This is a genomic window from Microcystis sp. LE19-84.1B, from assembly GCF_027531875.1.
Taxonomy (GTDB): Bacteria; Cyanobacteriota; Cyanobacteriia; order Cyanobacteriales; family Microcystaceae; genus Microcystis; species Microcystis panniformis.
Map to the genome: position 1 here is coordinate 1 of NZ_JAPZSR010000425.1, position 13,314 is coordinate 13,314.

Here is a 13,314-nt window from a genome sequence, read left to right on the forward strand (position 1 = left end):
ATAAGGGACTTGCGCTTTGATAATGTACCTTTTGGGCGAACGCAGTTCGCCCCTACATTGTGGACAAAATCCGTTACTGTAGGGGCGCAAAGCTTGCGCCCTCCGATCGATTGGGATATTATTCCCACGCAAGTCCCTAAGGTTATTTATTTTTAGGAATTGGGGGAAGTTGCGGTGATTTTCGGCGAGAATTAGAACCGGATATTTTCGGGGGTAGGGGTGCAGAATTGCGATTAGATAAACTTTTAAGGCTCTTTTTCATATTAGCAGGTTCCGGCAGTTCTAGAGTTACCCCTTCCCTAGCAGTCATTGTTTCCTCTGGTAGGCATAAATCAAAAACAAAGGCAGAATTATTAGTTAAATCGGCCAATTCTAATTTTACCATCTCTGGAGAGGATTCTCGTGCCAATAAAGGTTCAATTTCGTTTTTAATCAACTGTTCTAATTGAGCCAGATAATCGATCTTAACAGGAGTAACAATTAAAGTTAACATTTCTTGCCAACCTTGCCCCCCCAATTCGGCCAAAATATCCCCATAACAGCGAATTTGCCAGCTACCTATTCCTAAATCTCGATAGGAAAAAATTTCCAGCCAACCTCCGGCATCCGATCGATAATAATGGGTATATCGTTCGCTACTTTCGGGAGATTCGTAATCGATACGCACTTCAATATGAGCAAAAGGAGAATCCAGACGGGCCAAAAGACGATAGTTTCCCGAGACAATTTCTAGGGAATTAGTAGAAATTGTGCGTCCGTGATTTTCCCCTTGTTTTTGCAGTATAAATTCCATAATCCTAGCCTAGGCCTAATGTTTCCCCATGACGCTAAAACTTAGGATTTGTGCCGGGAGATTTGCACTTTTAATTCCCCTGCTTGTGTCAGTAAATCCGCTTGGGTTAGACTAATTTGCTCTTGGGTGGCCATCCATTTCAGTTGTACCGTGCCATTTTCAGCCTCAGCATCCCCTAAAATTATACAGCCCACGGCCTTAGCTCGATCGGCCCGTTTAAATTGTTTCCCGAAAGCGCTGCCACTCAAGTCTAACTCGACGCTAAACCCCAATCCGCGTAATTGCTGCGCTAACACCACACTGCGGGCCTCAGCTTTTTCTCCTTTGGAGACGAGATAAAAATCGGGAACCAAAAAAGATAAAGATTGCTTTTGTTGTAATAATATAATCAGACGTTCTAAACCGATTGCCCAACCCACTGCTGGTGTGTCTAGACCGCCTAATTGAGCTATTAAACCATCATAACGACCACCACCGCAAACCGTAGCTTGAGAGCCTAAATCATCGGACTGAATTTCAAAGGCCGTATGGGTGTAATAGTCCAATCCTCGCACTAAACAGGGATTAAGATTATAGATAACTCCCAAATCAGTTAGTAAAGATTGTACCCGTTCAAAATACTTTTGAGAATCACTGCCGAGGTGTTCAAGAATACTGGGGGCATTCTCACAGATAATCTTGGTTTTCTCGTCCTTACTATCCAAAATTCGCAGGGGATTTTTTTCTAATCTCTGTTGAGAATCCGCATCTAAATCAGCTTTGTAGGGAGTCAAATAATCTAGCAAGGCCTGACGATAATTTTGCCTATCTTGGGCATTTCCCAGGGAATTAAGGTCTAATTTTAGGTTTTCTAGACCCACAGCTTTTAATATCTCGCTGGCAAGGGTAATTACTTCCACATCCGCCCTAGGGTCATCACTTCCCAACAATTCGACCCCGATTTGATGAAACTGTCGCTGCCTACCCGCTTGCGGACGTTCATAACGAAACATTGGCCCCTTATACCAGAGTCTTTGTACTCCTCCAGCTGCCTGTAATTTGTGTTCAATGTAGGCGCGAACGACCCCAGCCGTTCCTTCCGGTCGCAAAGTCAGGGAACGTTGACCGCGATCGAGGAAACTGTACATTTCTTTACCTACCACGTCCGTCGCTTCCCCGATACCCCGTTCAAAAAGTTGCGTCTGTTCAAAAATGGGAGTTCGTATCTCTTGATACAGCGCAGTCCCTAAAATTCTGCTGGCAGTTTCCTCTAACCACTGCCAGTAACCGACCTCCGCCGGTAAAATATCTTTTGTGCCTCGGATTGCCTGAATTTCGCCCATAGTTCTCTGTATTTTTATCCTTAATTCAACAATCTTAAACCGCTGAGAGTCACTAATACCGTCGATCCTTCATGACCGATGACACCTAGAGGTAAAGTTATATCACCAACAAAATTGGCTATTAGCAATATGCCGATAAAGGCGAGGGCGAAAGTGATATTCTGTTTAACAATGCGATTGGCACGACGACCAAGGTTAATCGCGCTGGGAATTTTGGCTAAATTATCGGACATAAGGATAATATCGGCCGTTTCCAAGGCCACATCACTACCCGCTTTTCCCATGGCAATCCCCACATTAGCCATAGCTAAAGCGGGCGCGTCATTAATGCCATCTCCTACCATAGCGACAGTATGATATTTTTCTTGCAGATTTTTGATCACGGTTAACTTATCTTCGGGCAGTAAATCAGCGTAAACCTCCTCAATGCCGAGTTTTTCAGCGACTTTATCGGCACTTTGTTGATTATCACCCGTAATTAAAACTATATGTTCGATACCGATCTTTTTTAGTTTCTCCACCAGATTAACTGCCGATTCACGAAGGGTATCGGCCACAGCGATCGCACCGAGCATTTGATTCTCTTGTACTACCCAAACGAGGGTTTTACCTTCTTTTTGTAAACGCTCGTGGATAGCTAGGATATTCTGGTCAAGATCAGCAATATGGTCACGAATATAGGCAAAATTGCCCACAGATACCGACTTATCGGCAATTTTTCCCGTGATACCCCGTCCCGATACCGCTTGTACCTGATTAGCACTGAAGAAATTTATACCACGTTCGATCGCTGTGGCGGTAATAGCGGCCCCAATGGGATGTCCGGAACAGGATTCTAGGGATGCAGCCACCGCTAACACCTCATTTTCGCTGACTGCATGGACAGGGATAATTTCCACCACTTGCAACTTACCAAGGGTGAGAGTGCCAGTTTTATCAAAAGCGATCGCTCGTATGCGGCCGATCATCTCCAATCTTGCGCCATTTTTGAATAAAATCCCCTGTTTTGCCCCGTTAGCGATACCCGATAACAAAGCTGGCATAATTGAGGCCATTAAAGCACAGGGAGAAGCCACCACGAGAAAAATTAAGGCCCGATAGATAGTGGTTTCCCAGGTCCAACCCCAGAAAAAAGGCGGTAAAATCCCGAAAATTAAGCCCAAAATCACGATAATTTCCGCATAACCCCGCTCGAAACCTTCGATAAACTGTTGGGAGGGAGGGGATTCATTTTGTGCCTTTTCTACCAAACGAATCACCCTCTCAATTAAGCGACTTTCGGGGGGAGTTTCCACCTTTAAACGTAGCACTCCCGCACCGTTGAGAGTTCCCGCAAAGACTTCTTCACCGATAGTTTTATCCACGGGAAGGGATTCCCCAGTAATTGGCGCTTGATTAATGGGACTGTTTCCCTCCATAATAATGCCGTCAATAGGGATTAATTCACCCGGTTTGACCAAAACTGTATCACCGATGTGTAATTGCTTGATAGGAACCTCTTTTTCGCTGTCTCCCGTGATTAATCTAGCAGTATCGGGAGTCATAGCCATGAGAGAACGAATATTGCGATCGGTTTTCGCCAGGGCAATCTGTTCTAATGCGCCACTAATGGCGAAAATCAGGATTAAAATGGCTCCATCGATGATGAGATAGTAATTACTGTCCCAGAGTCCCAAAATCGCCGCCCCTAACGCCGCTACAATCATTAACAGGTCCACATCCAGTTCTTTTTCCTCAAATAAAGTCGTTAACCCTGCTTGGGTACTCTCGTATCCTCCCACCACATAGGCGATCGGTAGTAGGATTAAAGCTAGGCCGATCAGATTAAGGTGTAGGCATAACCAACCAAAAAAGACTAAAATAGCGCAAATTCCTGCGGCAACTGCCGAGGAATACTCAGACAACCAAGAGGACGAAATACTCTGAATCATGGAGCGATGGCAATTAATTCTCTCCCCATTCTAGAAAAAATTGGATCGATGCAGAAAACCCCTAAGACATTATCCCCCGCAGCCAACCTAGCCGATAATAATTGGAATTTTGCCGAGGTTTGGATCGATCCGCTGCTATCTCCCCCCTATATCTTGCTTTTACTCGCTGAATCTTCAGGAAACTATCGCGTGTACGATCCCTCTGAGGGTTATCAGGTAGTATTTACCGGTGCGAGTTACGAGGAAGCGGAAAATTGGCTATTAGAGGACGAATTTGAACCGGTAGAGGGACCACTTTCGGCAGTAGAGATATAATTTCCTTATCTCCTTTCCCCCTTTCTCCGATGCTATCCTTACTAAAAAAGCGATGGAATTGGCTAAAATCGCTCTTTATTGCCAGTCCAAAGGCAATTAAACCCAAAAAAGTCAAAAATACTCCGCCAGAACCCAGCGACGCACCAGAGGAATAGAGCGAACTCATGAAAACCGACACGATTTTCTACCGACTTTTTCAAACCTTTCCAGGTCTTCTGTTTGAGTTAATCGACTTTCCCAGGGAATTAGCCAATTTCTATCGATTTTCCTCCGTAGAGGTGAAACAACTATCCTTTCGCATCGATGGAGTCTTTCTACCAGAACGGGAAGATTTACCGATTTATTTTACCGAAGTTCAGTTTCAGAATGATCCGGAGTTTTATGCGCGTTTTTTCGCCGAAATTTTTCTCTATCTCAAACAGACGCGGTTAAAAAACAATTGGCGCGGGGTAGTAATCTATCCGAATCGAAGGGTGGAAAGGGAGAAGATAGAGCGATATAGAGAGCTATTACAAGAAACAAGAGTACAAAGGATTTATCTCGAGGAATTAGCCGAGAGTCCACCAGATTCGCTCGGATTAGCGACGCTAGAGTTAGTAAGCTTACCCGAAGCGCAAGTGATCAACCGGGGAAGAGAGTTAATCGTGCGAGTGAGGGAAACGGGGGTAGAAAATCGCCCACAGGAACTTTTAGAATTAATAGAGACGATTTTGATTTACAAGTTGCCGCGGATTACTCGAAAGGAGATAGAAGCTATGTTTAGTCTAAGTGAGTTAAGACAGACGCGTGTGTTTCAGGAGGCCCTAGAGGAAGGTCGCCAAGAAGGGGAAATCATCGGAAAATTAGCTTCTGTTCCCTTATTATTGCGAGCGGGGGTTAATCCCCAAGAAATCGCCGCTTCCCTGGGATTATCTCTTGAACAGGTCTTAGAAGTGGCTCGCTCGCTGGGAGAGAGCGAGCGCTAGGGTATTTTCAGAAGTTCGATTGCTGATTTCCCCTTTAAGATGAATAGGAACCCCTAAAGGGAAGACTTTCGGCAGCGGAATAGATTGAACTCATGAAAACCGACACGATTTTCTACCGACTTTTTCAAACCTTTCCCGATCTTCTGTTTGAGTTAATCGACTTTCCCAGCGAATTAGCCAATTTCTACCGATTTTCCTCCGTAGAGGTGAAACAACTATCTTTTCGCATCGATGGAGTCTTTCTACCAGAACGGCAAGATTTACCAATTTATTTTACCGAAGTTCAGTTTCAGAATGATCCGGAGTTTTATGCGCGTTTTTTCGCCGAAATTTTTCTCTATCTCAAACAGACGCGGTTAAAAAACAATTGGCGCGGGGTGGTGATCTATCCGAATCGAAGGGTGGAAAAGGAGAATATAGAGCGATATAGAGAGCTATTACAAGAAACAAGAGTACAAAGGATTTATCTCGAGGAATTAGCTGATATTCCACCAGATTCGCTCGGATTAGCGACGCTAGAGTTAGTAAGCTTACCCGAAGCGCAAGTGATCAACCGGGGAAGGGAGTTAATCGTGCGAGTGAGAGAAACGGGGGTAGAAAATCGCCAACAGGAACTTTTAGAATTGATAGAGACGATTTTGATTTACAAGTTGCCGCGGATTAATCGAAAGGAGATAGAAGCTATGTTTAGTTTAAGCGAGTTAAGACAGACGCGTGTGTTTCAGGAGGCCCTAGAGGAAGGTCGCCAAGAAGGTCGCCAAGAAGGTCGTCAAGAAGGTCGCCAAGAAGGTCGCCAAGAAGGTCGCCAAGAAGGTCGCCAAGAAGGTCGCCAAGAAGGTCGCCAAGAAGGGGAAATCATCGGAAAATTGGCTTCTGTTCCCTTATTATTGCGAGCGGGGGTTAATCCCCAAGAAATCGCCGCTTCTCTGGGATTATCTCTCGAACAGGTCTTAGAATTGGCTCGCTCGCTGGAAGATAGCGATCGCTAGGATATTTTCAGAAGTTCGATTGCCGATTTCCCCTTTCAGGACGAGTATGAACCCCGAAAGTCGTCCCTTTCGGCAGTAGAGATATAATTTCATTATCTTCTTTCCCGCTTTTCTTCGATGCTATCCTTACTAAAAAAGCTCTGGAATTGGCTAAAATCGCTCTTTATTGCCAGTCCAAAGGCAATTAACCCCAAAGAAGTCAAAAATACTCCTCCAGAACCCAGCGATGGGGAATATGAAGGGATATTGATGGGGTTATTCGAGCAGGTGGCGGCGGGAACCACTACCGGCGGGTTACGGGGATGGCTATACAGTCGCCATTGTGACGATAAAAAGCTGGCGCGGTGGTTAGAGGTCAAAAGCGAGGAATGGCTACAGTATCCGGAAGATTATCAAACTTTAGGGCGAGATCTGGCGGCTTTAGGGAAGGTGATGACGGGAAATCTGGGGGAAGTGTCCCAACGGATTAGCCTCCAGTTGCGCGACGCGGTGAGGGATGTTTCCGGTGTGGAGGAGGAAAATCTAGGCCCAAAGGAGACGGATTTAACGGAAGTGGTTCAGGATGCCGCATTCTGGTTTGAGCAAGGATACCAGAAAGCAATCAATGGGGATTTTATCGGCGCGATCGCCTCCTACGATCGAGCTTTAGAAATTAAACCCGATTTGCATGAAGCTTGGAACAACCGAGGGATTGCGTTAAGGAATTTACGCAGATTTGAACAAGCGATCGCATCCTACGATCAAGCTATTAAAATTAATTCAAATGATGCTGATGCTTACTACAATAAAGCTTGCTGTTATGGCTTACAAAACAATGTGGAATTAGCTATCGAAAACTTACAACGCGCTATCAATCTTGATGTCGAATATCAGGATATGGCAAAAACGGATAAAGATTTTGATCAGATTCGGGGAGATGAGCGGTTTCAGAGTTTCCTAAATCGAGTATAATAATATATATTTGTATTTTAGCTAAGGAGATATTCTATGACTAATACCTACACAGCTATCATTCAGCCAGACGGAGATTGGTGGATTGGTTGGATAGAAGAAATTCCGGGAGTTAACTGTCAAGAAGCATCTCGTGACCAGTTATTAGAAAGCCTAAAAATTACTCTTAGTGAAGCATTAGAATTGAATAAACAGGAAGCAATTTCCGCTACTAGGGGAAACTACCAAGAAGAGAAAATTGTTGTATGAAACGCAAACAGTTTATCGATCGCGTCCTGTAGGGGCGAAGCATTCGGATAGGAAATCTACGGTTTCAGCGATAAGTTATTGCCCGAATGCTTCGCCCGTACTTTTTCAGCAAGTCCTAGCCATTCTTGGTGGTTTAACCCCCAATTAAATAAAAGATCTGCGATTCCAAGACATACCGGAGTGATAATTATCACAATTGGGCAATTCAGCAATGGGAAAAAGTTGCCAAACCTTGATTAACTTGTGAGGCAGTTATCACTGAATCCTGTTTTATTTTGTGAAGTAAATAAAGAGAGAAAATTATTCATGTCAAACAAAATTATTGATCTCAATCAAGTACAGTTAACTTTACAAGAACTACTTGCCTTAATAAAGGTAGATACTGAAATTATTATAACCGAAGGAAACAAGCCTGTAGCTCGTCTAATTCCTTGGGGAGATACTGAAAAAACAACGTCTGAAACTCCTTCTCCTAAGTTACGACAACCAGGACTACACGCTGGAAAAATTAAGACTAGCGAAGATTTTGATGAGCCACTTCCTGAAGAATTTTGGACAGGTGAATCATGAAAAATTTTTTAGATACCCATACATTTATTTGGTGGGATAGCGAACCAGAAAAACTCTCTCAAAGAGCTTTAGAACTGTGTAGAGATCCTAGTAATACGCTGTTACTTAGTATTACAAGTATTTGGGAAATGCAAATCAAACTACAACTAGGTAAACTATCACTCAAGATACCTTTAGCAGAAATGATTAATACTCAGCAGGAAACTAACCAAATTGGCCTTTTATCAATTACAGTCAGCCATGTTTTAGCTTTAAATACTTTACCTAACATCCATAAAGATCCATTTGACCGCTTGTTAGTTGCTCAAGCTAATCTTGAAAATGCTAGACTGATTAGCCATGATTCAATATTAGCAAAATATCCTGTTCAGATAGATTGGTAGATAGGGCTTGCTGAATAAATGTGAAATATAGACGAGGTAAGGGTTTTAGGGTTCTGTTTTGCTCTCACAGGTGCAAGATTTTGAGAGAATCGTCGTTCAAAACCTTGCGTCTTCATCGGCCCGCGTCCTGTAGGGGCGAAGCATTCGGACAATAACCTATCGGTGAAACCGTAGATTTTCTATCCGAATGCTTCGCCCGTACTTTTTCAGCAAGTCCTAGCCATTCTTGGTGGTTTAACCCCCAATTAAATAAAAGATCTGCGATTCCAAGACATACGGAAATTAGGGATATTCTCGCTAATAAAATCTGCAAAGATATCGGAATACCACTAATCAAATAAATCGTTCATCAGTCTTGATGTCAAATATCAGGATCTGGCAAAAACAGATAAAGATTTTGAGCAGATTCGGCGAGATAATCGGTTAAGTTAAGTAAATAAAAAAAGAGATAACTATCTATGTCGAAAGCAATCCCATCATCAGAGTTAGGCGATAATAACTCTTAAGTTCCAACTTTCTATCCTATCAGGAGACCGATTGCTATGACACTGGCAAATACCCACCTAAAAACCGAAAATTTCGCTTATTATATCATAAAAATCACCAAAAATACTTAATTTAAATAAGACAACTAAATAATTGTTTAATTAGTAATTCTTGAGGAAATCTAAAATCAGAACCCAACCGGCAAAAAGAGTGAGAGAATAAAAACATAGTTCAGAGACGAGAGGCTGTCAAGACAAGCTTTCCAGTGGTAAAATCCATAATTATTGCTGGGTAAAGGCTAATCAATAACTTGCAAAAAAGCGGGATTCAATTTAGTAGAACAAATCGCGACAATCTGTCAATCTACTGAAAAAAAGAGAGAAAAATTATGTTTTGTGAACAATGCGAACAAACCGCTAGTGGTAATGGTTGTCATCAGTGGGGAGCCTGTGGAAAAAGTCCCGAAGTCAACGCTGTTCAAGACTTATTAGTTTATTGTCTGCGGGGATTAGCATCGGTGATTTTAAAAGCTAAAGAAGCGGCAATATCTACTCGCGAAGCCGATATTTTTACCTGTGAGGCACTTTTCGCCACCATGACCAATGTTAACTTTGATCAACGGCGTTTTACTGATTATATTCAGCGTTGTTTAGAGATTCGGGAAAATTTAAAAGCACAATTGGGATCCCTTGACTGGTCTGCACTTGCCAACTATCAGCCTAATTTTAATGAGAGTCTAGTTAGCCAAGGTCAAGAAGTATCCTTAGAACTAATTGAAAAAGTGCAAGACCTCGATATTTTTTCCCTAAAGTTAACTGCTATCTACGGAGTTAAAGGTCTGGCTTCCTATACTTTCCACGCTCAGGAATTAGGTCAAGAGGATGACTCAGTTTATCAGGTTATCCAAGAGACTTTAGCGGCAATTGATCGGGGAGATTTAAACCTGAATGATTGGGTGGCAATCTGTCTAAAAGTTGGGGCGGCAAACCTGCGGGCCATGGAATTATTAGATCAAGGTCATACCGAAACCTACGGTCATCCCATACCGACAAATGTTCCCTTAAATCCGCGTCTAGGTAAAGCCATTTTAGTCTCTGGCCATGATATTAAACAATTGGCAGCTTTACTGGCACAAACTGCCAATACTGGGATAACAGTCTATACCCACGGAGAATTATTACCCGCCCACGGTTATCCAAAACTCAAAGAAAAATATCCCCATCTCTACGGTCATTATGGCACCGCCTGGCAAAATCAAACTAAGGAATTTGCTAAGTTTCCGGGGGCAATAGTTTTAACTACTAATTGTCTCATGCCCCCCCACGAAAACTATGAAAGTAAACTTTTTACCCTCGGACCTGTGGGTTATGCCCATATTAACCGCTTAGAAACAGTGGACGGTGCGATCGATTTTAGTCCCGTGATTGCTAAAGCGCAGTCATTGCCCGGATTTACTGAAATAAGCGAACCTCGGCAGGTAATGGTGGGATTTGCCCACAATACCGTTCTTAGTGTCGCTGATACGGTGGTTAATGCCCTTAAACAGGGTAAAATCCGTCACTTCTTCCTAGTTGGCGGCTGCGATGGCGCAAAACCCGATCGCAATTACTACACCGAATTTGTGGAACAAGTTCCCGAAGATTGCATCGTTTTAACCCTTGCCTGTGGAAAATTCCGCTTTTTCGACAAACAATTAGGTAGCATCGAAGGATTACCCCGGCTGATGGACGTGGGACAATGTAACGATGCCTATAGTGCCATCAAAATCGCCCTAGGATTAGCCAACGCTTTTAACGTTAGCGTCAATGAGATTCCCCTCTCCCTAATTATCTCTTGGTACGAACAAAAAGCGATCGCTGTACTGCTCACCCTGCTGCATCTAGGTATTCAAAATATCCGTCTGGGACCAACTTTACCAGCATTTATCTCCCCTAACGTCCTGAAATTCCTCTCCGATACCTATCACCTGCAGCCGATTACCACCCCCGCAAAAGACTTAGCCGCTTGTCTAGGTTAAAACTTTCTGTAAAAATCCCACCCTTGGCCACAAATTGTGGCCTATGGGAAGGAGAGGGATATTATCCTCAAGGAGAATAATTTTTATGTCCGTAATCACTTTAAGCATTGATGGCAAAGATGTAGCGATCGAAGCGGGTTCGAGAGTTCTCGCAGCCGCTAGTCAGGTAGGAATAAAAATTCCCGCCCTCTGTCATCTCGATGGGGTTTCTGAAGTGGCTGCCTGTCGCTTATGTTTGGTAGAAATTGAAGGTATTAATAAATTATTACCTGCCTGTGTAACGGAAGTGGCGGAAGGAATGGTGGTCCATACCGATACCCCAAAACTGAAAGAATATCGCCGCATGACAGTGGAATTATTATTCGCTGAAGGTAATCACGTTTGTGCGGTTTGTGTGGCTAATGGTAACTGTGAATTGCAAGATTTAGCCATCGAAGTGGGTATGGATCATAGTCGTTTTCCCTACCGTTTTCCCAAGCGAGAAGTGGATATTTCCCATCATCTTTTTGGTATCGATCATAATCGTTGTGTTCTCTGTACCCGTTGTGTGCGAGTCTGTGATGAAATTGAAGGCGCGCACGTTTGGGATCTGGCTTATCGCGGCGAAAAAGATAAAATTATCGCGGGAATGGATCAGCCTTGGGGCAGCGTTTCTGCCTGTACTTCCTGCGGCAAATGTGTTGCCGCTTGTCCAACCGGGGCAATATTCCGCAAGGGTTCCGCCGTTTCCGAAAAAGAGGAAGATCGATCGAAGTTGGAATTTTTAGTTAATGCTAGGACTGAACACCAATGGACGCGTTAAACTAACCGATGGAGGGTGATAGTGATCGATGGGCGCATTTAGATATCTACGAGCAGAAATTAACCGCCAAGGTAAGGGAGGACTATGATCAGATTATGGGTAATAATCAAGATATCCTAGGGATTGCTGCCCAATACGAAATCTCGGAAATCGATATCCGACGCGCCAAGGATTACGCTTTTGGATCAGGAGTGTCTCGATATCAATTTTTTCCCGAAGGTTTAATGGTAGCAGCTTGGCGAAGACTCGCTGGCGCTCAAGGGAATAATCTTGATCGGATGTTTCTCAATCATGAAATCTATGAATCTGACTTAGTGATGAATCGAGGTTTTTCGCAGCAACAAGCGCATTTACTGGCACAAAAACAATATCCTTGGTCCGATTCAATTCAGCAAACAAGATAATTATGACCACATCACCCGAATCGCAATTTCTGCAAGCCCTAGAAATGTGTCAGTCTCTCTCCAATTTGACGGCGCAATTTTCCAGTATTCCTTGTCGGATAATTGAAATTTTGTCTGATGTCAGTCAAGAGCCTAGGGTTTTGTATTCGCTCTTAATTAAATATTCTAGAGAAGTGGATTCCGCTTTAGTTGCCCTAGATATTTATGCCAAAAATGCTGATAATTGGCGAGTAAAAGATCGAGATAAAACCTGTTCTCTTGGTTTTGGAGTAAAAGACCATTGCACGATTTTAAGCTGTTTGCTCAATTTCGGCAAACGTCCTTTTTCTTTTATTTCCTATACGGGAAATTTTGCATCGGAGGCGATTATTTTTGAGCTACTTAAAGATTGGAAAAATCTAGATTTAGCTCCTTTCTTTGAGGAAAAAATGCAAGAGTTTATCCTGGAGGCAAAAATAGCTTAAAAGAGAATTTCTTTGTGTTTGATCCTTTTGACGAAATTGCAACTCAGCCAAAAAATACCAATCAAGGAATTAAAATTATGTCTAAAATTCGCTTCGCTACTGTCTGGTTAGCCGGTTGTTCGGGATGCCATATGTCCTTCCTCGATTTGGACGAATGGCTGTTAGAATTAGCCGAAAAAGTTGACGTGGTATATAGTCCCGTCGGCTGCGATCTGAAAACCTATCCGGAAAATGTCGATGTCTGTTTAGTGGAAGGAGCGATCGCTAATCAGGATAATTTAGAACTAATTCATCTAGTCCGTCAAAATACCAAAACCGTCGTTTCTTTTGGTGATTGCGCTGTGACTGCTAACGTTCCCGCTATGCGGAATATGTTGGGAACTGCCGATCCCGTGCTAAAAAGAGCTTATTTAGAGTTAGGAGATAACACACCTCAACTACCAGAAGAACCCGGTATCGTTCCCGAATTATTAGATCAAGTGCTGCCCGTCCATCAAGTCATTCCCATCGATATTTTTATGCCGGGATGTCCCCCCGATGCGGACAGAATTCGCGAGACATTGATTCCGATTTTAAAAGGGGAATTACCCGTGATGGCAGGACGAGAAATGATTAAATTTGGTTAATTAAATCAGTTATCAGTTATCAGTTATCAGTTATCAGGAGACAGCTT

General features: G+C 43.2%; 16 protein-coding genes. 13 read left to right on the top strand and 3 right to left on the bottom strand.

The features are described from left to right. Nucleotides 1-142 precede the first annotated feature (142 nt). Genes O9324_RS23830 through O9324_RS23840 form a run of 3 tightly spaced genes read right to left on the bottom strand, consistent with a single transcriptional unit; the run spans nt 143 to nt 4,046 of the window. Nucleotides 143-793 (bottom strand): hypothetical protein, encoded by a 651-nt coding sequence (locus tag O9324_RS23830; protein ID WP_287629738.1) that lies wholly within the window; start codon nt 791-793, stop codon nt 143-145. A 41-nt stretch (nt 794-834) separates the two neighbouring features. Next, nucleotides 835-2,115 (bottom strand): histidine--tRNA ligase, encoded by a 1,281-nt coding sequence (gene hisS, locus O9324_RS23835; protein WP_288141493.1) that lies wholly within the window; start codon nt 2,113-2,115, stop codon nt 835-837. 20 nt (nt 2,116-2,135) lie between these two features. Further along, nucleotides 2,136-4,046, bottom strand: a complete 1,911-nt coding sequence (locus O9324_RS23840; RefSeq protein WP_288141494.1) for a heavy metal translocating P-type ATPase — start codon at nt 4,044-4,046, stop codon at nt 2,136-2,138. 6 nt (nt 4,047-4,052) lie between these two features. On the opposite strand from O9324_RS23840, the gene O9324_RS23845 reads away from it, so the two are divergent. The 13 genes from O9324_RS23845 (at nt 4,053) to O9324_RS23905 (ending at nt 13,267) form a co-directional block, all read left to right on the top strand. Then, a complete protein-coding gene (locus tag O9324_RS23845; protein ID WP_288141495.1) occupies nt 4,053-4,361 on the top strand; it encodes a hypothetical protein in 309 nt (102 codons plus the stop codon). Nucleotides 4,362-4,390: 29 nt separating this feature from the next. Next, the gene (locus tag O9324_RS23850) at nt 4,391-4,516 is read left to right on the top strand and encodes a hypothetical protein (RefSeq protein ID WP_256380711.1); all 126 of its coding nucleotides are present in this window, start codon (nt 4,391-4,393) and stop codon (nt 4,514-4,516) included. Between the two features lie 9 nt (nt 4,517-4,525). Beyond that, nucleotides 4,526-5,326: an Rpn family recombination-promoting nuclease/putative transposase gene (locus O9324_RS23855; protein WP_288141496.1), complete on the top strand. Its 801-nt coding sequence runs from the start codon at nt 4,526-4,528 to the stop codon at nt 5,324-5,326. A gap of 92 nt (nt 5,327-5,418) precedes the next feature. Further along, nucleotides 5,419-6,315, top strand: a complete 897-nt coding sequence (locus O9324_RS23860) for an Rpn family recombination-promoting nuclease/putative transposase (RefSeq protein ID WP_288141497.1) — start codon at nt 5,419-5,421, stop codon at nt 6,313-6,315. Nucleotides 6,316-6,432: 117 nt separating this feature from the next. Further along, on the top strand, nt 6,433-7,266 hold the full coding sequence (locus tag O9324_RS23865; protein ID WP_288141498.1) for a tetratricopeptide repeat protein: 834 nt from the start codon (nt 6,433-6,435) through the stop codon (nt 7,264-7,266). A 36-nt stretch (nt 7,267-7,302) separates the two neighbouring features. After that, nucleotides 7,303-7,515, top strand: a complete 213-nt coding sequence (locus O9324_RS23870; RefSeq protein ID WP_002760549.1) for a hypothetical protein — start codon at nt 7,303-7,305, stop codon at nt 7,513-7,515. Between the two features lie 306 nt (nt 7,516-7,821). After that, nucleotides 7,822-8,085 carry a type II toxin-antitoxin system Phd/YefM family antitoxin gene (locus tag O9324_RS23875; protein WP_288141499.1) on the top strand — a complete coding sequence of 88 codons (264 nt, stop codon included), beginning with the start codon at nt 7,822-7,824 and terminating at the stop codon, nt 8,083-8,085. Further along, the gene (locus tag O9324_RS23880; RefSeq protein ID WP_288141500.1) at nt 8,082-8,468 is read left to right on the top strand and encodes a type II toxin-antitoxin system VapC family toxin; all 387 of its coding nucleotides are present in this window, start codon (nt 8,082-8,084) and stop codon (nt 8,466-8,468) included. The genes O9324_RS23875 and O9324_RS23880 overlap by 4 nt, the downstream gene beginning before the upstream one ends. Nucleotides 8,469-9,342: 874 nt before the next feature. Continuing rightward, nucleotides 9,343-10,971, top strand: a complete 1,629-nt coding sequence (hcp, locus tag O9324_RS23885; RefSeq protein WP_288141501.1) for a hydroxylamine reductase — start codon at nt 9,343-9,345, stop codon at nt 10,969-10,971. A gap of 85 nt (nt 10,972-11,056) precedes the next feature. Further along, complete coding sequence (gene hoxU / locus O9324_RS23890) at nt 11,057-11,773, top strand: bidirectional hydrogenase complex protein HoxU (protein ID WP_002734546.1); 717 nt, start codon at nt 11,057-11,059, stop codon at nt 11,771-11,773. A gap of 8 nt (nt 11,774-11,781) precedes the next feature. Next, the gene (locus O9324_RS23895) at nt 11,782-12,177 is read left to right on the top strand and encodes a hypothetical protein (protein ID WP_002787798.1); all 396 of its coding nucleotides are present in this window, start codon (nt 11,782-11,784) and stop codon (nt 12,175-12,177) included. Between the two features lie 2 nt (nt 12,178-12,179). After that, nucleotides 12,180-12,641 carry a hypothetical protein gene (locus O9324_RS23900; protein ID WP_185241328.1) on the top strand — a complete coding sequence of 154 codons (462 nt, stop codon included), beginning with the start codon at nt 12,180-12,182 and terminating at the stop codon, nt 12,639-12,641. 77 nt (nt 12,642-12,718) lie between these two features. After that, nucleotides 12,719-13,267, top strand: a complete 549-nt coding sequence (locus O9324_RS23905; protein ID WP_002740992.1) for an NADH-quinone oxidoreductase subunit B family protein — start codon at nt 12,719-12,721, stop codon at nt 13,265-13,267. Nucleotides 13,268-13,314: the final 47 nt, after the last annotated feature.